We start from the raw sequence: 23,687 nt of genomic DNA, 5'->3' as shown, positions 1-23,687 counted from the left end.
TTACCTCCGCTGTCCCAGCGACTCCCGATGAACCACTTCGGGCTTGATGAGGATTCGGCGCGAGCCGGGCCCGCGGGCGTCGTCTCGCTCGATTTTTTCGAGGAGCAGTCCGGCGGACTCGTGGCCGAGTTGCCGGGTGTTCAGGCGGACAGAGGCCAGCGACACGGCGGTCCACGGGCAGAACGGCAGGTCGTCGCAGCCGATCACCGCCAGGTCGTGCGGGACGCGGACGCCGCGCCGGGCGGCGGCGCGAAAAACGCCCAGGGCCAGGTGGTCGCTGTAACAGAAGACCGCGTCCGGCGGGCTGGGCAGATCGAGCAGGCGGTCGGCCGCGTGCTCGCCGTCGTCCGGATTCTCATGCCGGTCGACCCACACCACGTAGTCGTCGCGCCACGGCAGTTCGGCTTCGTCCAGGGCTTCGCGGTAGCCGATGAGCCGGTCCTCAGCGGGGAGGACGGCTTGCGGCCCGGCGATATGGGCCACTTTGGTCCGGCCGGCGTCGATCAGGGCCATGGTGGCGAGGCGTCCGCCCTCGACGTCGTCGAAAGTGACGTAGTCGAACTGCGGCGACTGAGGGCAGCGATCCAGGAGGACGAAGGGGAAGCCCTCGTCGACCAGTTCGCGGAGGGTTTCGGCCGGTCCGACGTGTTCGATCAGGAGGCCTTCGACGCCTCGCTGGCGGAGCATGCGGCACTGTTCGCGTTCCTTTTCGCCGCTGCCGCGGGTGTTGCACAGGAGGACGCCGTAGCCCTTGCCGCCGGCGAGTTCCTCGACGGCTGAGACGTAGCCGCTGGCGAAGGGGTTGTTCACGTCGATCATCATCGCACCGATGACGTGGGTCCGTCCGCGGGCGAGGGCTCGGGCGGAGAGGTTAGGTTCGTAGCCCATTTCGCGGATCGCGGCGAGCACCCGCCGCCGGGTGGCTGGGGCAATTCCGGAGTTGGGCACGTCGTTAAAGACCCGGGAGACCGTGGTCTTGGAGAGCTTCAGTCGTCGGGCGATTTCGGCGATGCTGGGTCCGGCCATTGCACGTTAACCTCCACAACCGGTTTTGATTGTAATCTAAACCGGTTGTGGTGTCAAGGGGCATTTTCAGGGGGCGGCCAATCGCCAGGGGTACCAGGTGGTGGTGGACTTGCCGCTGCCGATGCCGGGGCGGCATTCGAGCCAGCCGACGCGGGTGAGGGCGTCGCTCTCGTTGAGGATGAAGTTGAGCTTAAGGGTTTGGCCGGACTGGGGTTGCAGCGATGGCAGGGCCGACCAGGGGATGGCGGCTTCGTAGAGGGTGTGGTCGTTGCGGCGGCGGGTGGCTACCAGTGCCCCCGGGACCGGGCCGGTCGGGCCTTGGACGGCCCGAAGCAGGTAGAGTTCGCTGCCACTCATGGTGCGGGCGAGGCACAGTTCGTAGCCGTAGGCGCCGTCGGCTTCGAGGGCGATCTGGAAGCCGTCGCCGAGCCACGTGCCGCCGCCGGTGGACCGCTGGCAGTGGACGTCGTCGGTGACGTCGGCGGCGAAGTAGAGGCAGGTCTGGTCCCACTGGAATTTGACGTTGGCGGAGAGGTCGTTTGGGCCGGTCCACCAGTTGGGAAGCGGCTGAGCCTGCTGGCGGCGGCCGAGGTGGAATGGGGCGACGGTTTGCCAATCGGTGAGGTCGGCGTCGATGGTGATTTTGGCGGCGTGAGGGATGCGGATGCTGTCGAGCGGCTGGGTGAAGGCAAAGGGACGGCCGGCCAGGTTGCCGGTGAGGCGGAACTCGGTTTGGCTGATGGTTCGTTCGATTCGGGTGGAGGCGGCGGGCGGCAGGTCGATCGCGATCGCAGGATCGTCGGCGGCGTCGAGGTTCAGTTGTCCGGTCAAGTGATGGTCGGTGACGTTGGTCAGCGTGAAGTTGACCGGGATGCTTGGACAGTCAAGCGGCTCGGCCACCGGATCGAGCTCGACGGCGAGAGGGCTGGTGACCTGGAGTTCGACGGGAAGATCGGCCAGGCCCGGCGCCCGCAGGATCAGGCGAAGCAATCCATTGGAAGCGTCTTCGGGCACCTGGAAGGAGAGGCGGCCGATGGTTTCCTGACCCGGTTGGGCGGTCAGTTCGGTCGTGGCGGACGGATGGGATGCGATGGTTACCCTGCCCGTCCACGCGGTTTCGGAGAGATTGACGAGGCTGAAGGGGATTTCGAGCGCACCGCCGGTGAAGGCGGACGGCATGGGCGGAACGGCCAGGTACATTGGAAGACTCTTAGCGGGCGGCGCGGCCAGCGCGGATGGGGCGGGAAGGTTGTACTTGCGGTCACTGTGAAACAGGAGGATCAGCGGATCGGGGCCGATTTCCAGCGCGACGGCGTCGTCGCGGGCGGTGAGGATGTCGCGGGAAAGATCGATGGCGCGTTTCTCGACCTCTGGATCGCGCAGGTCGGGCAACTCGATCGTTGCGGTGGAGGGATCACCCGTGTTGCGCCAGAGGCCAATGGCCAGCCGCCCATCGGAGGTGCGATAGAGCCAGCCGGTCAGGCCTTTGGGCAGGTCGGCTTGTCCGAGGCCGATGGCGTCGGAGAGGGTTTCGGAGGCGAGGCGGTAGGCGTGGAAAGAGGGTTTGGGGCGGCCGGCGGCGTCGAGCAGGCCGAAGTAGCCTTCCGCGTCGGTCGGTTCGGCCGGCCAGTCGCCGAGGGTGTACCAGAAGGTCTTGTAGCGGCCGAGGGCGGCGAGGGTCAGATAGGCCTGGGCGACGATCCGGGCCTGGACCTGCGGCGAGCAGCCGCCTTGCGGATGCGTGGGCCAGCCGAGTTCGGAGATCCAGATCGGCCGAGGGCAACCGTAGCGGTCGAGAAGCTGCTCGAGGGCGGCGAGCGAACCGGTCAGCAGGTCGGCGTCGAACGAATGCGACCACTGATAGGGATGGACGGTGACGAAGTCGAAGTAGTCGGCCATGCCGAGTTGGAGGCATTGTTCGATGAAGGGCAGGTTGACGCCGGCGGTGGCGAAGGCGCCGAGGCGGCATTGCGGATCGGCGGCTTTGGCGGAGAGGTAGGCGGCTTTGGCCAGAGCGGCGTACTGCTGCGGCGTGGTCGAGAGGTCTGGCTCGTTGGAGATTTCCCAGTAAGTCACGCGGCCCTTGTAGCGTTCGACCACGCGATGGACCCAGTTGGTCCAGCGGTGGAGGGTGAAGGCGTCGGGATGCTCAGCGGTTTGGCCGCCGGGCTGCCAGCGATGGCCGAAGTGGCGGAGGTTGAGGATCGGCATGACGCAGACGCCGTGCTGTTCGGAGAAGGCCAGGACCTGATCGAAATAGGCGACGGTGTCTTCGAAGGTCGTCTCGGCGTTCCAGTTTTCGGGATGGAAGTCGATGTCCATCCGCCGCCACTTGAAGACGCCGATTTGCCATGCGGGTTTGACGTAGCGGTCGCAGAGGCCAAAGACGCTGTTGGGTTGGGGTCTGACGGGACGGCTGGTCTGGGCGAGACAGGTTGAAGAGGCGGCCGTCAGGATGGAGGCGAGGATGAGGAGGCGGGTCGGATTCATGGAGAGCTCCCGCGGAACGTGACGGTGAAAAGCTGTCACCACAGGTATCCGTTCGAGGCCATCTGGTATTTGAGTTGGCACGTGCCGGTTGGTTTGACTTGGACGTGGCCGTCGGCGAAGAGGACGTTGGCCGCGGCTGGGTGATTCCAGGAGATCGCGGCGGTTCCGGAGGCGGATCGGACGCGGTCGGCGAAGAGGACGCCTTCGGCGAGGCGATGGTGGTTGGTGTTTTTCGGGCTGAAGCCGTCGCTGACGAAGTAGGTGTCGTAGGCGATGTGGCCGAAGTAGTAGAAGTTGAGGTAGCTGATCTTGCCGAATTCGTATCCGCTCCACCAGCCCCACCAGTTATTTTCGACGGTGACGTCGCGGTTGGCTGGGCAGTAGAAGCATTCCTGCGGGACGTACTTAGCTTGGCCGAAGCGTTCGTCGGCGTTGGTGAGGGCATCGGTCATGTACCTGGAGGTAACGGTGTTGGGCGGATCGACGAGCCAGAGCCAGGAGCTGTAGTATTCGGGATATTGGATCGGGAACCAGCCGTGGTTGTCATCGGCGTACATCAGGAAGCCGACGCCCAGTTGCTTGAGTCGGCCGCCGGCGCAGGAGGCCATGAGGCCCTGCTGGCGAGCGTTCTGGAGGGCGGGCAGCAGGATGGAGACAAGGACGGCGATGATCGCGACGACGACCAGGAGTTCTATGAGGGTGAACGATCGAGCCTGGCGGTCGGATCGGGAGGCGGGCTGCGATGTGGGTTGGTTGGGCGTCATGATCGTTTCACCGGGGCGATGGAGGCGCGTTCGATCAGTTCGGATTTGATGAGGATTGTCTGGCGGTGCATGGCGGATCCTTCGCGAATCTGGTTCAGGAGGAGGCGGACGGCTTGGCGGCCGATCTGTTCGGAGGGGTAGTTAATGCTGGAGAGGGCGGGCGTGAGCGAATGGCAGACGCCTGGGTCGTTGTCGAAGCCGATGACGCAGAGGTCGTCGGGAATGCGGCGGCGGCGGGCGGCCAGGGCGCGGTAGACGCCGATGGCCTGCCAGTCGCTGGGCACGATCAGGGCGGTGGGCGGATCGGGCAGATCGAGCAGCCGCGCGAGCGGTTCGCTCATGTCCGGCGGTTCGGTCTGCGGAGTTCGCGGGCCGGAAAGGTCGGACGCCCCCCCTACCGCTTCGAGGGCTGGATCGTAACGGAGGTCCAGGAGTTGGACGGCTTGGCGGTAGCCGTCGCGGCGTTCGGCGAAGTCGCGATGCTCGGGGTCGCGGGCGACGAATCCGATGCGGCGATGGCCGAGGGCGAAGAGTCGGGTGGCGGCGGTGACGACGGCGGCGCGGTTGTCGACGTTGACCATGGCGATGGGCAGGCCCGTCGCGTGCTGGCCCATACTGACGGCTGGGAGAGCGGCGGTGAGCCGCGAGCAGAGGTCGAGGCCCAAGTCGCCGTGGACGAGGAGGCCTTCGACCTTGCGGTCGCGGACGACGTCGGGCAGGGCTGAGGAGTCAGTGGTGTTGGAGATGATCAGATGATAGCCGTTGTCAGCCAGTTCGGACTGGACGCCCTGGACCATGCGCGACATGAACGGTACCTGGAGCATGGCGTGGGTGGTGTTGGGAAAGAAGACGCCGATGTTGCCCGTCCAGACGCGGCCGTTGGCTCCGCGGCGTCGCAGCGACCGGGCGACGGGGTCGGGCCGGTAGTCGAGTTCGCGGATCGCGCGTTCGACGGCTTGGCGGGCGGCGGCGGAAACGCGCGGGTGGTTATTGAGCACCCGGGAGACGGTGCCTACCGAAACGCCGGCATGACGGGCCACGGAGGTGACGGTGGCCGGGGCGGCGGTGGAGGTGTCGGGCTGGCCGTGTAATCGTTTCATGGAATTGATTGTAGCAAATGCGGCCTTTGCGTCAAGCCCTTTGTCGGGCGAATGGCGCACTCACCACCAGCCAGTGTAAACACAGGTGCACCAGTATCTTACATCGATGAACGGCCTGAACACTACTTACCGACGGCGGGTAGTTCGGCTTCGAGGGTTTCGTTGGGTTTGAGGGTGGCGATCCAGAGGTCGCCCTGGCGGCGGATGTTTTTTTTGTTCCACCGGGGTCTGGCGCCGGCGAAGGGGTCACGGAGGGTCAGGCGGCCTCCGGTTTCGGCTGTGATGCGCAGCCAGGTGGTTCGGCGGTTGGCGCGGCGGGCGGAGACGCGGAAGGCGCCTTCGGCGCGGAGGTCGTCGAAGGCGACGTCGGCCCAGTCGTCGGGCACGGCGGGGAAGATGCGCAGGATGCCGCCCCAGCCCTGGAGGAGCATTTCGTGGACGGCTTCGGCGGCGGCGAAGTTGCCTTCGAGGGTGAAGGGCCGGTAGTGGTAGCCGCTGAGGCCGAGTTCCTTGAAGTCGCCGTTGAGATGGAAGCCGTTGCGGGCGATGAATCCCTTGACGAAGAGATCGAGCATGGCGGCGGCGCGTTCGGGTTGGGCGGCGCGGGCGGCGATGCAGGCCATCCAGGAGAAGCTGTAGCCGGTCCAGTTGTTCATGCCGTGCCAGTCGATCTGATGGAGCGAGTTGCGGATGATGTCGGCTTGGCGTTGGCCAGATTCGCGGTCGAGAATGCCCAGCGGGTGGATGCCCATCAGGTGCGAGTGGTGGCGGTGGGATTCGCGCAGAGATTCGTCCGGGCAGATCATCAGCGGGCCGTTGGGTTCGCCGCCGCCGGTCTTTTCGACGGCGAGCTGCGGCAGGCGGTCGAGGAGGCTGCGCCACGTTGAGGAGTCCTGGGCGAGGGCGTCGCTCATTTCGATCAGGGCGGCGAAGAGCCAGCGGAGCAGGCTCAGGTCGAAGTTGGTGTTGGGCGTGAGCCAGGCTTCGAGGCGGTTGTCGTGCATCTCGGGCGAGCTGGAGAGCGGCAGTCGGAGCAGGCCATCCGGTCCCTGTTCGAGGAGGTCGGCGAGGCACTGTCCGATCTCGGCGCAGAACGGGTAGGCCCGGTCGCGAAGGAAGTCGCGGTCCATCGTGTATCGCCAGTGGCGGTGGAAGGCGTGGGCGAGCCAGGCGCTGTTGGTGGGCGAGTAGCTGTACTGGTGCCAGCCGCCGAGTTTCTGGCCGTCGAGCCCCATCACGCCGGGAAAGCACGCGCCGCGGGTGTCGTAGAAGTCACGGGCGAAGCGGCGGGCGGCGGGCATCAGGTTCCAGAGGAAATCGAGGAAGCAGGCCCCTTCATCGAGGTGGTCGGCGGCCAGATAGGACCAGTAGGTCAGCTGGGTGTTCAGGTCGTTGTGGTAGTCGCCCTTCCACGGCGGGATGGTTCCTTCATCGGCGGTCCAGACGCCCTGGAGGGGAATGGGCGGCGCGCCGCGGCGCGAGGCGGCGCCGTAGAAGTATTGGACCAGGTAGTAGTGCTGTTCGATCCGCGGGTCGGGCAGAGCGACGGCGGAGCGGGACCAGAAGCGCTTCCACCAGCGGGTGTGTTGCTTGAGCGCGTTGTCGTAGCCGGCTTCGAGGGCGTCGCGAACGCGCTGTCGGCCCAGGGCGACCGGGTCGTCGGCGTCGGCGTTGGTGGTGATGGTGAAGGCGAAGAGGGTCTGGTCACCGATGCGTCGGCGTTCGACGACGATGGCGTATTCGAAGCCTTCGGCTCCGCGTTGGAGGGCCCAGGAGACCTCTCCGCTGCGGCCAAGCCGCGGGGCGGGATAGCCGAGGGTGCGCAGGTCGCGTCCGACGACGAGATCAGCGTCGTCGGCGACGGTCTGGCCGTAGGCGGGCGGGACGATCCGGAGTGAGGCTTTGACGCCGTCGACGCGGATCAGCCCGACGGGCTGGTCGGCGTGACAGAAGGCTTCGACGGTTCCGCGGCGGAGTCGCACGCGGCCCAGGGCGCGGCGCAGGTCAAGCCGGAACTCTTGGGCGTCGCCGCCGGCGCCGAGGTCGAGTTCCAGGCGGCCGCCGGGAATCTTGGTCGGATGGGATGATTCGCTGTAGATGGCGTCGAAGAGCTGGTGCAGGCGCGGCAGGTCTTTTTCGGCGACAAGGAGTTTCATGGTGGCCCAGTTGGCCTGCGGGTCCTGGGCGCCGGGCGCGGGCCGCAGGTCCCAGAGGTCGCCGCGGTCGAGGGAGAGCCGGAGTTGGCGGCCGGCGCCCCAGAGCAGCGCGCCGGTCAGGCCGTTGCCCAGCGGGACGGCTTCGTCCCAGCGATTGATCGGGGCCTGAAGCACCAGATCATGGTTTGCACGCGGACCGGCCAGTCGTTTGGTCATGATTTGCCCTGCCTGTGAATTGCGGAGAATGACGGTTCCGAAAAGGGGTTGACGGGTGGAAGTGAAGGGCGCCGGCGACGCGCGGCGTGCGGCGCTAGAGTTCTTCTCGCTGCTCGCCGCAGATCCGGTCCATGATCCTTTCAAAGTCGTCGAAGCTGTAGAACTCGATCATGATTTTTCCCTGGCCTTTTTTGCGGGCGGGGTTGATCTGGACGCGGGTGCTTAAGGCGCGGGTCATCTGCTGTTCGAGGTCGAGGATGTTGGGATGCTTGGCCGGCGGTTTTTTGGCGGTCGGCGGATGCTCCTGCTTGCTTTCGGCGACGAGGGCTTCGGCCTGGCGGACGGAGAGGCCCTGCTGGACGATCTTGACGGCCAGCTTGATCTGGAGCGAGGGGTTGTCGAGTCCGGCCAGGGCGCGGGCGTGGCCCATGCTGAGGCGGTCGTGACGGAGGAGCTGGAGGACTTCGTCGGGCAAGGCGAGCAGTCGCAGGTAGTTGGTGACGGTGGTGCGGTCCTGGCCGAGTCGTTCGGCGATCTGCTCGGCGCCGAAGCCGAAGGTCTGCTCGTATCGGCGGTAGGCCTGAGCCCGGTCGACGCAGTTGAGGTCTTCGCGATGGATGTTTTCGACGAGGGCGATTTCGAGCATCTGCCGGTCATCGGCCTGCCGGATGACGGCGGGAATGGTGCGCATCTCGGCGCGGCGCGAGGCTTCGAGTCGGCGTTGGCCGGCGATGAGTTGGAATCGCTGGCCGTGCGGTCGGACGACGATTGGCTGAACGACGCCCTGCTCGCGGATGGAGGCGACGAGTTGTTCGAGGCCGTCGTCGCTGAAGTCGCTCCGCGGCTGATAGGGGTTGGGATCGACCAGGTCGAGGGCGAGCAGCCGGGCCGGGACGGCGTCGGCGGGCGGCGCGAAGGCGGGGCCGTCGCCGCCGGTGTGGTCGGCGGCGTGGACTTCCGGATCGGACACGGCCGCGGCTGGCATTGGTTCGGCGAGTTGGCTGACGAGGGACGCCAGTCCCCGTCCCAGACGTGGTTTATCCTTACCCATGGGTCGTCCGCATTGAAACGAGTTTGTGATCGGTCACCCTATTGGAGGTTCTGTGCGTGGCCGGTGTAGGTGATGAACGTATCGGCGTCGACGGTCGGAATGGCCATCGCCTGAACCTGGTCCTTCAGTTCGTCGAACGACTGATCCTGTTCGTCCTGGTCGGCTTCCTCGCCTTCGGCTGCGGCCTTCGAGGCGTCGCCCATGACGACAAAATCGACGTTGGGCGAGAGCTGATCGGCCACCTGGCCGCCGGAGGCGCGGATGATGTCGGTGATTCTCTCCTTGCCGTTCGGGTCGGGATAGTTGTCCTTGTTGAAGTCGAACCGTCCCATGACGAAGAAGGTGAGTTGGCGGTCGCGGTCGTAGACGAGGTTACCGAGCAGGTCATTGGCGAGAACGGGCTGGCCGGGCCGTCGGGCGATGAGGGTGGCCTCGCTGGTCAGGTCGCCGACCTTGGTGATTTCGATGTAGGCCTTGGGTTCGGGTTTGGCTGAGCCTTCCTGAAGCGCGGAGTAGACATAGAAGCGGGCTCCGGGCCGGACGTTCTGGTCGGCTCCGAGACTGACGTAGATCACGTCGCCGGAGATGGTCAGGACCTGGCCGTCGTTTTGCTGGAGGAGTTTCTCGACGGTCAGCGACGCCGCCATGCGCTGGCCGCCGGGAGCGAGTTGCTTCATGGTGCGAACGAGGGTCTGGAGGTTGCGCCGGACCATGTCTCGCAGCTCGTCGACGTTTTCGCTGAAGGACTGCTGGACGTCGGTCATGCGCTGCTTGAGATCGCCGCCGATCTGCTCCTGGATGCTGGCCAACTGCTGCTCGTGCTGCTGTTTGTACTGTTCGAATTGCTTCTGGAGGTTCTGGAGCTGCTGGGTGATCTGCTGAGTGCTTTCCTTATACTTGGTCTCCAGGTCCTGATACTGGGCGGCGATGGTGTCGGCCCGGCTCTGGGCGTCTGTGAGTTGCTGTTGGGCGGCGGCGAGTTGCTGTTGGAGCGACTGAATGGTCCCGATGGCCTGGGTGAAGGCGGCGACCATGTCCACCTGGCCTTGCTGTTTGACCGCGCCGAGTTGATCGGGGACGGAGGCCAGAAGCTGTTCGACCTGGGCCTGGGCCTGACTGACGGATGACCCGGTCGAGCCGGTGAGCATGCGGGCCAGTTCGTCGCGCTCAGCGACGAGGGCTCCGACCGCGGAGGTCCGCTGAGCCTGACCGGCGCCGGCGTATTCGCGGAGTTTGGTTTCGGTGGCCCCCCTGCCGACGAGTTCGTTGTACTGGCGTTCCCACTTGTCGGCGTTCTGGCGCAGCTCTTCCTGGTAGAGGAACAGCACGACAAGCCCGGTGACCGAGGCGAGGAACAGGACGATGAAAATGATCAGGACATATAATGGTACAGAACGCGGGCTGCTTGGCTGAACCGCCATGTCGAGTGCTCCTAAACTACGGTTTCACGCCGCCGGAAAGCATGCGGTATGCAACAGCAAGTCTATGCGACAATTAAACTTAAGACGGAACTCGGGTTCAGTCAACAAAAAAGTTGACCGGGCTGTCGAGAATCAACACAATTAGCATTCCATCAGTAATCAACGGGCGACCCAGTCATGACCGAACGGAAATTATACATCGTCGACGGGCATTCGCATCTTTATGCCGCATATTTTGCGATTCGGAACCTGTCGAGCGCGTCGGGCGAGCCGACCAACGCAACGTATGGAGTGACGTCGGTGCTGCTGAAGATTCTGCGGGAGCATAAGCCGGACTACCTGGTGGCGGTATTTGACCCGCCGGGCAAGACGTTCCGGTCGGAGCTTTATCCGGAGTACAAGGCGAACCGTCCGCCGATGGCGGAGGATATGGCGGTGCAGATTCGGCGGTGCCACCAGGTGCTGGAGGCGATGGGGGTGCCGGTGATTGTGGTGCCCGGTTACGAGGCTGACGACGTGATCGCCACGCTGGCTGAGCAGGCCCGGGCGGCGGGGATCAAGACGGTCATTTGTTCGAAGGACAAGGACCTGCAGCAGTTGCTGGACGGGGATGTCGTCATCTATGACAGCACCAAAGAAAAGATGATTGACACTAAGGTATTGGATACCGAAAAAGGAGTGAGCGCGGGTCAGATCATCGATTTTCTGGCGTTGATGGGGGATACGACGGACAATGTGCCCGGGGTTCCTGGGGTGGGCCCCAAGACGGCGGCGAAGCTGATCCAGGAGTACGGGAGCCTGAATGGCGTTATAGAAAATAAAGATAAGTTGACGCCGAAGGTGAGGGAGTTTTTTTCGGATCCGCGGAACGTGGAAAAGATTCGGTTGTCGCAGCGGCTGGTGACTCTGCGGAAGGACGTTCCGCTGCGGTTTGAGCCGGAGCAATGGCGGCCGGAGATACCGGATCGGGGTCGGCTGGCGACACTGCTGACGGAGTTGGGGTTCACGCGGTTCATTCAGCAGTTTGGTCTGGAGGAGGCGAGCCAGGAGCTTCGCGAGCAGGCGCGGGTCGATACGCAGATCGAGAAGCCTCAGTTCCGGCAGGTTCGTTCGCTGGAGGAGTTGGAGACGCTGGCCCGGCGGTTTGGCGCGGGCAAGCGTCTCAGCGTGGACACGGAGACGACGGGGACGGACCCGATGGCGTCGCGGCTGGTAGGCGTGTCGTTGTGTGCCGACGATCGGGAGGCGTTTTACGTGCCGCTGCGGTCGGTCGACGGGCAGCACCTGGAGGCGGACAAGGCGCTGGCGATTCTCAAGGCGCTGCTGGAGGATGCGAAGGTCGGGAAGGTGGGGCAGAATCTGAAGTACGATCTGATCGTGCTGCGGAACGCGGGGATCGAGCTGGCGAACGTGGCGTTCGACTCGATGGTGGCGAGCTACCTGCTGGACCCGTCGCGGGCGGGCCACAACCTGGATCTGCTGGCCAAGGAGTTTCTGGGGTACGATACGATCAAGATCGGGGAGTTGATCGGCAAGGGTCGGAATCAGCTCACGCTGGACCAGGTGCCGACGGAGGCGGTGACGGAGTACTCGGCTGAGGACGCGTGGGTGGCGTGGCGGCTTTGCGAGCGGCTCGGGCCGCCGTTGCGGGAGAACCACCTGTCGAACCTGTTCGAGGAGGTGGAGATGCCGCTGGTGCGGGTGCTGGCGGACATGGAATATCGGGGGGTGACGATCGACACGGAGAAGCTGGCGAAGCTGTCGAACCGGCTAGGCGATCAGTTGCTGGATCTGACGCGGCGGATTCACCAGCAGGTGGGCCGTTCGTTCAACATCGACTCGCCGAAGCAGTTGGCGGAGGTGCTGTTCGATGCGTTGTCTCTGCCGGTGGGCCGGCTGACCAAGACGGGCCGGAGCACCGACGGGGACGTGCTGGAGTCGCTGGCGTGGAAGCATCCGGTGCCGAAGATGGTGCTGGAGTATCGCCAGCTCATTAAGCTCAAGAACACGTACATCGACAAGCTGCCGGAGATGATCAGCGAGCGGACGGGGCGGATTCACGCGTCGTTCAATCAGACGGTGACGGCGACGGGCCGGCTGAGCTCGAGCGAGCCGAACCTTCAGAACATTCCGATCCGGTCGGAGCTCGGGCAGCAGATCCGGGCGGCGTTCGTGCCGGCGGACCCGCAGCGGAATGTGCTGTTGACGTGCGACTATTCGCAGATCGAGCTTCGGCTGTTGGCGCACTTCAGCAAGGACCCGAGTTTGGTCAAGGCGTTTCGGGAGGACCTGGACATCCATTCGTTTGTGGCGTCGCAGGTATTCGGCGTGGACATTAACCTGGTGACGTCGGAGCAGCGGCGGGTGGCCAAGACGGTGAATTTCGGGCTGATGTACGGCCAGACGGCGCACGGGCTGGCGCAGACGATCGGCGTGACGCGGACGGAGGCGCAGAAGTTCATCGACGCGTATTTCCGGACGTATTCGACGGTTGGGGAGTTGCGCGAAAAGGTGGTGCGCGAGGCCAAGGACAGCGGGTACGCGATGACGATCCTCGGTCGGCGGCGGCCGATCCCGGAGCTGCATTCGCGTAATCCGGGTTTGCGGCACTTCGGCGAGCGGACGGCGTTTAACGCGGTGGTGCAAGGGTCGGCGGCGGATTTGATCAAGGTGGCGATGATCGACATTCACGAGAAGGTGCACAAGGGACAACTGCCGGCGGAGATGCTGGTGCAGGTGCACGACGAGCTGGTGTTCGAGGCCCCACGAGACGGGATCGAACGGACTGCAGCCGAAGTCAGCGAGCTGATGGAGAACGCGATCAAGGTGGACGTGCCGATCAAGGTGGACGCGGCGTGGGGGGAGAACTGGATGGAAGGCAAGTAGGGGCTTGGCCCGGCGGCCGCCGTTGCGGTGGGCTGTCAGCGGCAGACAGTATCCCCTTCGACGGGGACGGCCGGGAGAGTGACGAGGAGCTTTGCCGTCGGCGAGAACCAGCGGGCCTACCGAGAACGCAAGCCGGAGTAGAGGCATATCTCTGGGTGTCCAGATCGCTCTGCCAGGTCCATAGCGGGCGGTTCGGGAGTGCGGCGATTCGTGCTTGCGTAACGATTCATTTTGCCCTATAATAGAGTTGCGTTGGCTGATTCTTGAACCACTGCAAGGTCTAACTTTACAGACGAAAGGGCGGTCAACGCGTAGAGGTGCGGGTCTCTTCTCGATATGCAGTAACGCCTTTTCGAGGGTGAGCGTATGTTTTTCCAGAACACGTTTATCCCACGGGTGGTGGCATTGGCAGTCGGGTGCGGGTTGGTCATCGGGTCTGGGTGCGACGGCATAGGCGATGATCCACCCGGGGATCCGAACGCCGAGGCGGCTGAGAAGGTGGTAACGGACCTGTCGGTGATTCGCAGCCAGGGAGAGCGGCTGACGGCGATGATCGAGGACGGGGAGGCGGTCGAGACGGTTTTGCAGTCGCTGGTCGAGTCGCTGGCGGTCGAGCCGCGGGTGGAAAGCGCCGCCCTCGATGCCGACGGGCGGCGGGTTGAGACGGTGTTCAAGTCGGGGATGAACCACGCGTTCGTGGTGATCGACGAGGCGGAACAACTGGCCATTCCCGACGAGACTGTTGAGGAGACGGTCGTTCCGAAGGCATCGGCCAAGGTTGCGGAGGTTGATGACGTCACCGGCGGCCGCCTCTTTCAGGAGAGTCGCGTTTGGTTTCCCGCCAGCAACAAGGCCCTGATCGCGACAAGCAGCACGGTGGTTGACCCGATTTATGGCGAGGAGGTCCGGGATCTGTTCGAGAAGATGCTCAAGGACCGCGGGTATGACGTCAAGCCGAAGGAGGCGACGGTCGAGCTCTTCAAGAGCCTCACGCAGTACGGGGTGATCATCCTGATCACGACGCCGAACGGGACAAAGTGGGTGACGACAACCACGCCGGTGCCCACCGACGCCGAATCGTTGCGGCCCTACGCCAAGGACCTGCTGGAAAAGCGCCTCGCGTTGGCCTCGGTGATCAGCAAGGTCGCGGGCAAGAAACCGGTCTGGCGGGACTACTTCACGGTTTCACCCGACTTCGTGCGTCACTACGCCACCGGCGATTTTCCGGACAGGACATTCCTGTACTCGCTATGCTCGCCGGTTTTCACTGTCGGGTACACAGATGCAGAAGGCCCGTGGGCTAATCTGCTGCATGAGAAATGCAAAGGGGAATATGTGATAGGATGGGTCGGTTCGCCGCCTTGGACTGTCGCGGCGCGGGCCGGGCTGACCCTGCTGCAGGAGCTGACCGGGAGCAATCTGGAGTACTCGCTGGGCGAGTTCGTGTGTCTGAAGAAAAGAGTCCCTCCGGGAGGGGCCGTGGACACCGGTTGGGCGTGGAACGTTCTCGATCTGGGAAGGATGCGCACGTACCAGGACAAGAAGCAGTCCTGTACTCTGTTCTTTCAAGAAGACCCAGACATCGCGATAAGCACACTGGCCCTGGTTCCGGACATCCACGAATTGTGGATTGCCCCCGACAGCCGGATGTACGTCGACGGCCTGCTGGAAGACAATTGCGAGGTGCATATCGGAGGGGCCGTCGGGAACATCGGCGCGTACGACGTGCATCCGACCGCCGGCAGACCGCACGTGCCGCTTCCATCGCTGATCGAGGGCTGGTCGTTCAATATGCCGGCGGGCGCGTTTGGTGAGATGTACGGGGTGCTGCCCGACGGTCGGCGCGGTCCGAGTCGCACCGTGCTGGCGTGGAAACCGTCGTTCGTGATTACCGGCCCCATGGGGGACGGCGGGTACACCATCACGTACCTGGCCTACGTCCGCTGCATGGTTCCGTGGCATGACCCCGTTTTCGCGTATCTCCGACAAGAGCGAGTCGGAGCGGCCGAGCTATTTCTCGATGAAAGCGCCACGATCGTCACCTGGCAGGTCAAGGGCAAGTATGAGGATGATGAAGTTCTCATCACGTACGAAGGCGGCGATTCCCAGAATATCACTCGCGATCCCCTTCACACATTCGGCGGGCTTGCCGACGGGGAAACAGGTTCGGGCTGGCTTAACTTTCAGGACACCACCAGCTTGGAGTACACTGAAACCAAGGTCGATAAGCATACGGGCGAGGTCACGAAAACCAAGCGAAGACTTGGTGGGGGGGTGGATCTCCCCGACCTCGTTTTCGATGCCACGAATTGGACAATTCGTGGTGAGACGCGGCCGTGGGGGGATGGCACCATCCGGTGGAACGACTGCGAGCCAAGCCCGCCGTTCGACGTCGAGACGACGCTGCGGTAGACCATCGGCGTCACGGAGACAACTGGTGGTTTCGCAGGGCGTTCGCCTTCGGTTGTTTAAGGTGTTTGCGTTCTCTGCTCGTCGGAGCCAGGGGTTTTCAGTTGCGTTATGTGTCGTTTTTATGATTCATGGTGTGGTTGTTGTCGGTCCAGCAGCAGCTTTGCATCTTCAGCCAGGGGTTAGCCGGTATAGTCTTATTTCACGTTTGATAGTGGTTGGGGATTTCGCAGTTTTCAGGAGCGGGAGACGCCTGCCCGCTGAAGGTGGCAGACGCGGAGGTGGTGTGCAATGCGGATGGCGTACGGGCTGGTGATCGGCGTGTTGTGGCTGGCACCCGGGGCGGTCTGGGGCGAGTCGGCCGGCGCTGAGCGGTGCGTGCTGGTGGCGGCGAGGTACGATGCCTGTTCGGCCCGGAGTCCGGCTGGGCCGAAGGCGGGGATCGAGTGGATGGAGGCCGAGGTCAGCGACCTGATGCCGAAGGCGATCGCGGTGGACGTGCCGATCCAGGTGGATGCGGCGTGGGGCGAGAATTGGATGGAAGGCAAGAAGGGGCTTGGTCCGGCGGCTTGGGTTGCGGCCGACCACTGGGGCGGACAACGCTGTATCGAGGCGGCGGGTACTCGAAGGGAACGGCGCGTGACACTCGCCTGCGGCGAGCCATCGGTTGTGAAGTGCTGGCCGTGCATTGGCTCACCGGGCGCCAGATGGGATGGCGACTCCGGAAAAGTAGAATGTCCCCTTTCTTTCTTGTCCGTTCATAACCCGGTGGGCGTCATGGCGGATTGTTCGTGACGGCGGCGGCCGGGGGCGTGGTGGAGCGATTCACGAGCGCGACGGTGCGTTTTCTGGCGGGTTTGCTGTTGACACAGCGTACCTCTCGGTTTATTATATGGGCCGTTGGCGGGGATCGGGGTTTGCGTTGCACAGCCATTTCGAAGGGAGGAGACCATGAAAGCTGTACGTGTCCTGCTGTGGGGAATTGTATGCGCGGCGGCGGCCGCGTTGCCGGCCCAGGCTGTGATCCACACGATTGTCCAGCACAACGGGACGCTGGACTCGACACCGCCGGGCGCCGGGGAGGTGGACGTCTATGCGGAGTTCTCGCACACGCCTATCGACAGCGGACCCGGGACGCTGGACGCGGCAGCGTGGTACCGGGAGATCGAGTTGTTCATGTGGACGTACGAATACCCGCCTTACGAGCCGCCGGTGCTGACCTACTTCAGCGCGTACAACGAGAGCACGTTGCCGTGGCACGGGTTCGCGATGCTGCTGGTTCCAGGTGAGTTCTGGGGAATCAACAACGGCAACCTGCCGATTTCCATTGCCGACGTGATCGATCCGGTGGTGCCGGGCGGCACGGGTGCGGCGGAGATCATGTTCACGCCGTACGGCGACGTAACGGTAGACGCCTCGCTTCACGTGCTGGGGCAGGACGGCAACGACACGATCGACTTTGCGGCGCTGGCGATTGAGTTCGGCAACAACGTGGACCCCGGCGAAGGGTTCGAGTTGGGGTTCTGGATCAGCGGCTTTGCGATTCCGGCGATCACAGCCAGGAGCAGCGAGAACAACGACCAGTTTGGCGAAGGGTACATGATCCTGGCGGCGCCGCTCCCGGTGCCGGCGCCCGGAGCAGTCGTGCTGGCGATGATCGGGTTGGGCGCGGTCGGATGGATCCGCCGGCGGCTGTAGCCATTTGAGCGACATGAGGATTTGACGCCCGTCGAGTTTTGGCGGGCGTCGTTCTGCGCGGAGTTGGAGCGCTAGGCCCCGGCGGCGCGGGCGGGCGGTTGGCGGAGGTAGCGGAGTTCGGCCTGGGCGTCGAGGGCGTGCATCATCATTTCGTAGCTGACGGGGACGTTGCCGAGTCGGCCAAGTTCGATGGCGGCGGCAAGGGAACCGAGGTAGCCGGCCATTTCGAGGGTGCCGCCGGCGGCCAGGACCATGGTGGACGTGGCCAGCAGGGCATCGCCGCAGCCGAGACGGTCGAGGATGCTGGCGGCGAGGGTGGGAATATGTTCGCTGCGGAGGCGGGCATCGGGGTTGGGCCGGCCGTCCCTGGTGCGGTTGGCGCCGTCGAAGATGACGAGTCCCTTGCGGCCGAGGGTGACGAAGAGGTTTCGGCTGTCGGTGCGGGTCAGGAGCATGTGGGCCAGGGGCGAGAGGCCCTGCTCGAAGTCGTGCATGGCGGCGCGGATTTCGCGTTCGGTGGGAGTCAGCAGATCGACGTTGCGGAAGGCCATGAGTTTGCCGCGGGTTCCGCTGACGTCGGCTGAGATCCAGCCGACGCGGTCGCGGAGCATGGCGGTGAGTTTTTCGATGAGGCCGGCGGTGAGCAAGCCGTAGCCGAAATCGCAGAAGATGACGGCTTGGAACTCGTCGGCCCGTTGGGCGACCTGGTCGAGGATGCGTTTTTCGAGTTGGGTGTCGGTCGGCTGAACGAGGTGGTCGTCGACCTTGACGATTTTCTGTTCTTCGACGAGATAGCGGGTCTTGCTGACCGGTCGGCTTCGGTTGTGGATCATGAAGTGCTCGATTTCCTGTCGGTCGAGTTCTTCGAGCACCATGTAGCTGGCCAGGTCGCGTCCGATCGAGGAGATCAGGAACGGCTCGCCGCCGAGGGATTTGATGTGCTGGGCGATGATGGCTGAGCCGCCGAGGTACTCCTGCTGATCGAGTTGGGCCAGGGAGATCACGGGAGCCTCGCTGGCCACGTCGGAGGCGTCGCAGAAGACGTAGCGGTCGACGACCAGATCGCCGACGACCAGAACCTTCAGGCCGAGGGCCTGGCGGAGGGCCTGCTCGGCGGTGCGGCGGTTGATCTGATATCGCTTGCAGTATAATTCTAACTTTTGGTCAGCAATATCAATGGAGTCGCCGTGGGCGAGCTTGAGGGCGGTGGAGGAGAAGACAACTTCGCCGCTGGAGTAGATGGTCTTGCCGCCGTAGCTTTCGACGACCTGCTTTTCTTCGAGGAAGCGGGGGTCGGCCCGCTGTTCGTACTCGCGGCCTTTGACGTAAGCGTCCGGCTTGATTTGACTTAGGATTTCCTTGGCGGTCGGGTGAGGGTCAATGACCACGTAGTCGACGCACTCGAGGGCGGCGAGGTTCTCAGCCCGGAGGGCGTCGGGGATGCAGGGTCGGCCGTCGTTCTTGGTGAAGGCGGAGTCGGCGGTGAGGCTGACCACCAGGACGTCGCCTTGTCGTTTGGCGAATTCGAGGTAGCGGATGTGACCGGGGTGGACGATGTCGAAGCAGCCGTGGCATTGGACGACAGTCTTGCCGGCCTCGCGGTCGATGCGCAAAGCCGCCAGAAGGCTATCGAGATCCTTGATTTTCCTGGAGGAACCTGCCATCGATTATCCGCATTGAGACTGTACCACCAGTGTTCTTATCGGACGGTGGCGGGGGCCGGCGACACTGAAATTCGGCGTAGGCGGCCGGCTGGTCGTGGATCAGAACTCCCATCGCTCGAGACCGCGAGGGGTTTGCACGAAGGCTGCGTTCCCGGCCGCCAGGAGGAGTTGTTTTTCGAGCGGGGCAGAGCACCGGCCTTGGGCATCGACGTGGATCACCTGCCGGTCGCAGCCGACGAGCCAGCCATCGCGGTCGGCGGCGACGGCGGTAACCGGCGCGGGCAGCCAGTGGAACCAGGTTCGCCGACCGGCGCAGTCGCAAGCGGCCAGCAGGCCCTGTTCGGTGCCGACGGCGATCTGTTGCGACGGCTGATGGATGGCGCAGCCGGTGATGTAGCGGCCAAAGTCGGTCGTCCAGAGCGGGGTCTGGTCGGCATAGTCGTAGGCGGTGGCGTGGCAGAAGGCTCCGCTTCGGCCAACGAGCAGGCACCGCCGCCCTTCCAATTCGAACGGTTCGGCGAAGACGGCGTCGGTGATGTCCCATCCTTCGGCTCCGGCGCGGACGGTTTCATCGGGATGGGCTTTTTGGAAAGTCGCGACGGTCTTGCCGGAGCTGTCGATCAGGTCGGCGTCGCCGCGACAAGACAAGCCTCTCAGGCCGACGAGCAGGCCTCGGGCGGCTCTGGGATGGTCCGGCGCGGGTTGGATCAGGGCGACCGATCCCCAGCCGAAGTGCTGTCGCCAGCGCAGTTCGCCGCGCAAGTCCCATGCCTCGATGGCACAGGAGGCTGAGCCGGCGACGAGGAGCGTCTCGCCGTCGGGGCCGACGGGTCCGAGGTGCAGCGAGGTGGCCAGCGGCGTCTGCCAGACCCACCATGAGTAGGGTTTGATCTGATCGAGGATGGTCAAGTGCCGCTGCCACTGCCGCCGTCCGTCGGCATCGAAGAGAGCGATGGTTCCGTCGGCGGCGGCGATCGCGACGGACCGGTCGCAGACGGCGAGGGCGGTGACGTTGGAGTCCAGATGGATATCGGACGGCTGATCGCGATCATCAGCGAATACGCGGATGGTGTCGCGTGTGGCGGTGGCGAGGATCGGGCTGGACCAGGCGAGCAGGTCGGGCGGCTGGGCGACCGGATAGGTCTGGGCGACGTGCGGGCGGTACGACGATCCATGCTCAGCGGCGGCGGCGAACGTCGTGCCCGGACCTTGGTTCGGGGGCGTGGCGGCGAAGCGGATGGTTTCGCCGTTGACGCGGGCTTCATCGGGCGATGCGCTTTGCAGACGGTACTGCGGGACGGCGTTTTCGACGGTCGCGTGGAACAGCGTGCAGGCGGACCACATCTGTCCTTCGGCCAGGGACACCAGGGAGTCCAGTTCGAGACAGCACGGGCGGGCTTCGCCTTCGGGCAGGCCGAGCGGGCTGAGGGAAGACATGGCGCCGGAGGGCCAGAGTCCTTTTGGCTCAATCGGCTGGAGGAATTGTGGCACAGCGCGGTCATGACCGGCGCATTGGGCGTGGAAGAAGACGGTGTCGCGGTTGAAGCCGTTGTGACGGAAGATGGCGGCAAAGCCGGCGGCGACGGGCGCGCCGGTGAGGTTCCAGTAGTTGGTAACGCGGAATTGGCCGGCTTGTTTGGCGTGGAGCAGGTCTCGGACGAGGAGGAACTGGCCGCGTCGCCAGTGGAGGGTTCGGTACCAGTCGGTTCCGTTGTAGTCGGGCAGTCGGAGGGTGATCTGGCGGTCGCCGTCGAGGGTCCGGTCGTCGACGATCTCGGCGGCGGTGGGCACGGGACAGCCGGCGCCGTCGCGAATGACGCCGAGGGTGTTGACGTTGCGGATCTGGCCGTGGACCGGGCAGATGCCGTTGCTCAGGTCAGCCAGGAGCTGGTAGCCGTGCCGCTGATAGCCGGTCAGGGCGCCGACGTTGGGCGTGTACTTAAAGCCGCTGCGGACGCTCTGGACGATGAAGTATTCGTCGTCGAAGTTGAAGCCGCCGCGTCCGACGATCATGTCGAACGCGCGGTCCGGGTCGGCGTGAGGAGCGTAGTGTTTGCGGAAGACTTCGTCGAGGGGCATGACCTTCAGGTCGCGATACTCGGCGGGCAGGACCGGATCGGGTCCGGGAAAGAGCCGCGACGGCGGCCAGTCGGAGTCGGTGATGACGCCGAGGCGAGCGGCGCGAACGCGGGTGCGACAGAGGTACTCGAAGCGGCCGTCGTCGAAGAAGTAGGCGGCGATCTTAAGGGCGTCGGAGGCCCATCGATGTGGATCGGTCTGTTGGGACGGCATCATGACGCCCATGTTGCCGATGACGCCGAAAAGACGCTGGCACCAGGTCCGCAGCGGCGGTTGGCGGATGACGTCGGGTCGGCCCATCAGGAGGGCGGCTTCGAGGGCCACGGTCAGGTAGCTGGCGTAGCCTTCGATGAGGCCCGAACCGCCCTTGCTCATTTGCCAGATCGATTCGAAGTAGCGGGTCACCACGTCGATCACGGTGCGCCAGTCGCCGCGGTCCGGGAGGCGTCGGCTGAAGTATTCGGCTTCGACCCAGGCGTTGAGGGCGGTGAGCATGACGTGGCGGTCGGGCGGCAGGCCGATCTGTTGGCGGAAGCGGTCGAGTGAGGCGGCGGATTCCGAGGAGTGGTGGTGGTCGAAGAGGGCCTCGACGACGGCTTGGCGAAGCGGTTCGGCAAAGAGCGGCAGCGGTTCGACGAGTTGCCAGTAGACGACCATGCGGTGCGAGAAGTAATGGTCGGACTGGCGGATGGTGCCGAGGCGCAGGTCGGTGGGCTCGTCACGGCGGCTCATCTCCTGGGCGATTTCGATGAGGCGTTGGCCGTCGTCCTGGTCGGCGGTGTAGAGATAGCGGAGGGCGGCCTGGGAGAATCGGTTGACGGTGAAACGGTGGCGGTCGCCGTCGAGCGGTTCGAAGAGCCAGGCCAGAGGGTACTGGTCCGGGTCGCGGTCGGGCCGGACGGTGGTCCGCTGCGTCTCGTGCAAAGCGGGCAGAACCGGGCCGTGTCGGTCGATCAGTTGGGCAAGCCGTTCGATGGCGGCGACCTGGCCTGCGGGGTCGGAGGCGCCGAGGAACAGGACGTTGCGGGCGGCGGTGGGTGCGACGAGGGTGCGGATCACCAAGCCGCCTGGACCGGGATGGAGGCGGTCGTGGAATGCCTGCTCGCGGAAATAGAAGTGTTCGACGATTGGCGAGGTGTTCAGGCAGCCCGGGACGATCAGGTGGCGGGTCGTCAGCGTCTCGGCGATCCGGTCGGGCGTCAGCGGGGTGGTGGCCGGCGCACCTCCGGTGACTCGGCGGACCACGTCGGTCAGTTTGGCCAGGGCATCGGACGTCAGGCCGTTTTCGACGATCAGGGCCTCGCGCAGGTCGATGGCGGGGTCGAGGGCGGGCAGGCGGTCAAGCGACATGGGCAACTCTCCTTTGTCCGGTCGGCGGATTGTCGGCTGATGATAGCGAGGAGCGACGGATGAGGCGAGTCACAAAAGCAAGTCGCGGTGGGATCTTCAAAACAGAAGGCACGGCGCGGATCACGCGGAGCACGCGGAGGGGAGAAGGCAGAAGTCAGTAGCCAGAATGAAGAAGGAAGACTCCGCCGGGGGCGGCGGAGCCACAAGTTGAGTGGACTGGAGGGGCGAGGTGAGCCGATGAAGATGGTGGAGACCTTGTGCGCGAATCGCGATGAGACAAGATGATGGCGCCGACGCAGGCGACGGAAACGGGCTTCGACGTTCGGCGGCTCTCGACGGTGGGCCGGGAGCTTTGGCGGCGGTACGGCAGCGAGGCGAAGCTGACCAATGCGCGGAAGCTGCACGCGGCGGCGACGGGCGGAGCCCAGACGGTCGAGGCGTATCCGTGGCGGATCGTCCTGGAGCCGGGCAATATCTGTAACCTTCGGTGCTGCACCGGCCGGGCGCGGACCGAGCCGCTGGCCCGAGGGTTTTTGCAGCGGGCGGACGCGGAGCGATTTCTCGATGAGCTCTGGCCGCATCTGGTGCAGGTGAACCTGTTCAACTGGGGAGAGCCGCTGTTGAATCGGGAATTGCCGGAGATCATCGCGTCGATCCACGGGCGCGGGGTGGGCACGCAGATTCACAGCAATTTGAACCACCTGCCGGACGGTCTGGCCGAGCGGCTGGTGGAGTCGGGTCTGGATTTCCTTGTCGGCTCGATTGACGGGGCGACGCAGGAGACCTACGCGACGTACTGACGCGGCGGGTCGTGCGAGCGGGCGTTGGCGAACCTGCGGCGGATGGTCGAGGTCCGCCGGGCGCTGGGTCGCCAGACGCCGCGGATCGTCTGGCGGTTTTTGTGCTTTCCGCACACCTGCACGAGATACCAGCGGCCCGCAGGCTGGCTGCGGAACTGGAGGTGGACGATCTGGCCCTTGGCGAAGGGGCGCTGGACGGGCAGGTCTACAACGAGCATGGCCTCAAGGGCTCCTGCCAGGTGGATGAGAAGCAGCCGCCCTACTGCACGGACCTGTACGACTTTCCGGTCATCCATTTCGACGGTACGCTGCTGCCCTGCTGCGTGGTCGGCGAGCAGCGGTTCGCGTGGGGCGACCTGAAACGGCAGAGCTTTCTCGACGCGTTTAACGGCGAGGAATTTCGCGCCGGCAGACGGCTGGTGCATGGGGACACGGACGTGGGGTCGGCGTGCCGGGGGTATTCGCGTGTACCGAGGAAGACCCATGAAGATCAGCACGGAGCACGCGGAACGCGCGGAGGGAAAGAAGCCAGAAGTCAGAATGAGGAGAAGACTCCGCCGAGGGCGGCGGAGCCACA

Annotated in this window: 14 protein-coding genes and 1 pseudogene; 6 read left to right on the top strand and 9 right to left on the bottom strand. The window is 64.6% G+C overall.

Annotated features, from left to right (window positions below; genetic code table 11):
- The 7 genes from GXY33_00940 to GXY33_00910 all read right to left on the bottom strand — a co-directional run bounded on the left by GXY33_00940 (position 1) and on the right by GXY33_00910 (position 10,224).
- Entirely contained in the window at positions 1-1,026 is a 1,026-nt protein-coding gene (locus tag GXY33_00940; GenBank protein NLX03686.1) for a LacI family transcriptional regulator, read from the bottom strand.
- A gap of 66 nt (positions 1,027-1,092) precedes the next feature.
- Positions 1,093-3,516 carry a hypothetical protein gene (locus GXY33_00935; GenBank protein ID NLX03685.1) on the bottom strand — a complete coding sequence of 808 codons (2,424 nt, stop codon included), beginning with the start codon at positions 3,514-3,516 and terminating at the stop codon, positions 1,093-1,095.
- Positions 3,517-3,551: 35 nt separating this feature from the next.
- Positions 3,552-4,280 (bottom strand): prepilin-type N-terminal cleavage/methylation domain-containing protein, encoded by a 729-nt coding sequence (locus GXY33_00930; GenBank protein NLX03684.1) that lies wholly within the window; start codon positions 4,278-4,280, stop codon positions 3,552-3,554.
- Positions 4,277-5,380, bottom strand: a complete 1,104-nt coding sequence (locus GXY33_00925) for a LacI family transcriptional regulator (GenBank protein NLX03683.1) — start codon at positions 5,378-5,380, stop codon at positions 4,277-4,279. Before GXY33_00925 ends, GXY33_00930 begins: the two co-directional genes overlap by 4 nt.
- A 122-nt stretch (positions 5,381-5,502) precedes the next feature.
- The gene (locus tag GXY33_00920) at positions 5,503-7,752 is read right to left on the bottom strand and encodes a hypothetical protein (protein ID NLX03682.1); all 2,250 of its coding nucleotides are present in this window, start codon (positions 7,750-7,752) and stop codon (positions 5,503-5,505) included.
- Positions 7,753-7,846: 94 nt separating this feature from the next.
- On the bottom strand, positions 7,847-8,803 hold the full coding sequence (locus GXY33_00915; GenBank protein ID NLX03681.1) for a ParB/RepB/Spo0J family partition protein: 957 nt from the start codon (positions 8,801-8,803) through the stop codon (positions 7,847-7,849).
- 38 nt (positions 8,804-8,841) lie between these two features.
- Positions 8,842-10,224, bottom strand: coding sequence for a hypothetical protein (locus GXY33_00910; GenBank protein NLX03680.1), 1,383 nt, complete (start codon positions 10,222-10,224; stop codon positions 8,842-8,844).
- A gap of 177 nt (positions 10,225-10,401) precedes the next feature.
- Here GXY33_00910 and polA point away from each other — a divergent pair, with 177 nt between their 5' ends.
- From polA to GXY33_00890, 4 genes are all read left to right on the top strand, one after another.
- Positions 10,402-13,110 carry a DNA polymerase I gene (polA, locus tag GXY33_00905; protein NLX03679.1) on the top strand — a complete coding sequence of 903 codons (2,709 nt, stop codon included), beginning with the start codon at positions 10,402-10,404 and terminating at the stop codon, positions 13,108-13,110.
- A 366-nt stretch (positions 13,111-13,476) separates the two neighbouring features.
- Positions 13,477-15,522, top strand: coding sequence for a hypothetical protein (locus GXY33_00900; protein ID NLX03678.1), 2,046 nt, complete (start codon positions 13,477-13,479; stop codon positions 15,520-15,522).
- A 288-nt stretch (positions 15,523-15,810) separates the two neighbouring features.
- Positions 15,811-16,314: a hypothetical protein gene (locus GXY33_00895; GenBank protein ID NLX03677.1), complete on the top strand. Its 504-nt coding sequence runs from the start codon at positions 15,811-15,813 to the stop codon at positions 16,312-16,314.
- Between the two features lie 156 nt (positions 16,315-16,470).
- Positions 16,471-17,217, top strand: coding sequence for a hypothetical protein (locus tag GXY33_00890; GenBank protein ID NLX03676.1), 747 nt, complete (start codon positions 16,471-16,473; stop codon positions 17,215-17,217).
- A 71-nt stretch (positions 17,218-17,288) separates the two neighbouring features.
- Here the strand turns inward: GXY33_00890 and GXY33_00885 are convergent, their stop codons facing one another.
- Positions 17,289-18,881: an adenylyltransferase/cytidyltransferase family protein gene (locus GXY33_00885; protein NLX03675.1), complete on the bottom strand. Its 1,593-nt coding sequence runs from the start codon at positions 18,879-18,881 to the stop codon at positions 17,289-17,291.
- Between the two features lie 99 nt (positions 18,882-18,980).
- A complete protein-coding gene (locus GXY33_00880; protein NLX03674.1) occupies positions 18,981-22,310 on the bottom strand; it encodes a hypothetical protein in 3,330 nt (1,109 codons plus the stop codon).
- A 281-nt stretch (positions 22,311-22,591) separates the two neighbouring features.
- On the opposite strand from GXY33_00880, the gene GXY33_00875 reads away from it, so the two are divergent.
- Positions 22,592-23,110, top strand: coding sequence for a hypothetical protein (locus GXY33_00875; protein NLX03673.1), 519 nt, complete (start codon positions 22,592-22,594; stop codon positions 23,108-23,110).
- A pseudogene (locus GXY33_00870) lies at positions 23,107-23,535 on the top strand (hypothetical protein). The gene GXY33_00875 and the pseudogene GXY33_00870 overlap by 4 nt, the downstream one beginning before the upstream one ends.
- The last annotated feature ends 152 nt before the right edge of the window (positions 23,536-23,687 follow it).

The sequence above is a fragment of the Phycisphaerae bacterium genome, assembly GCA_012729815.1.
GTDB lineage: Bacteria > Planctomycetota > Phycisphaerae > JAAYCJ01 > JAAYCJ01 > JAAYCJ01.
The sequence above is the reverse complement of the archived record's forward strand: the minus strand, read 5'-3'. Positions and strand labels throughout refer to the sequence as shown.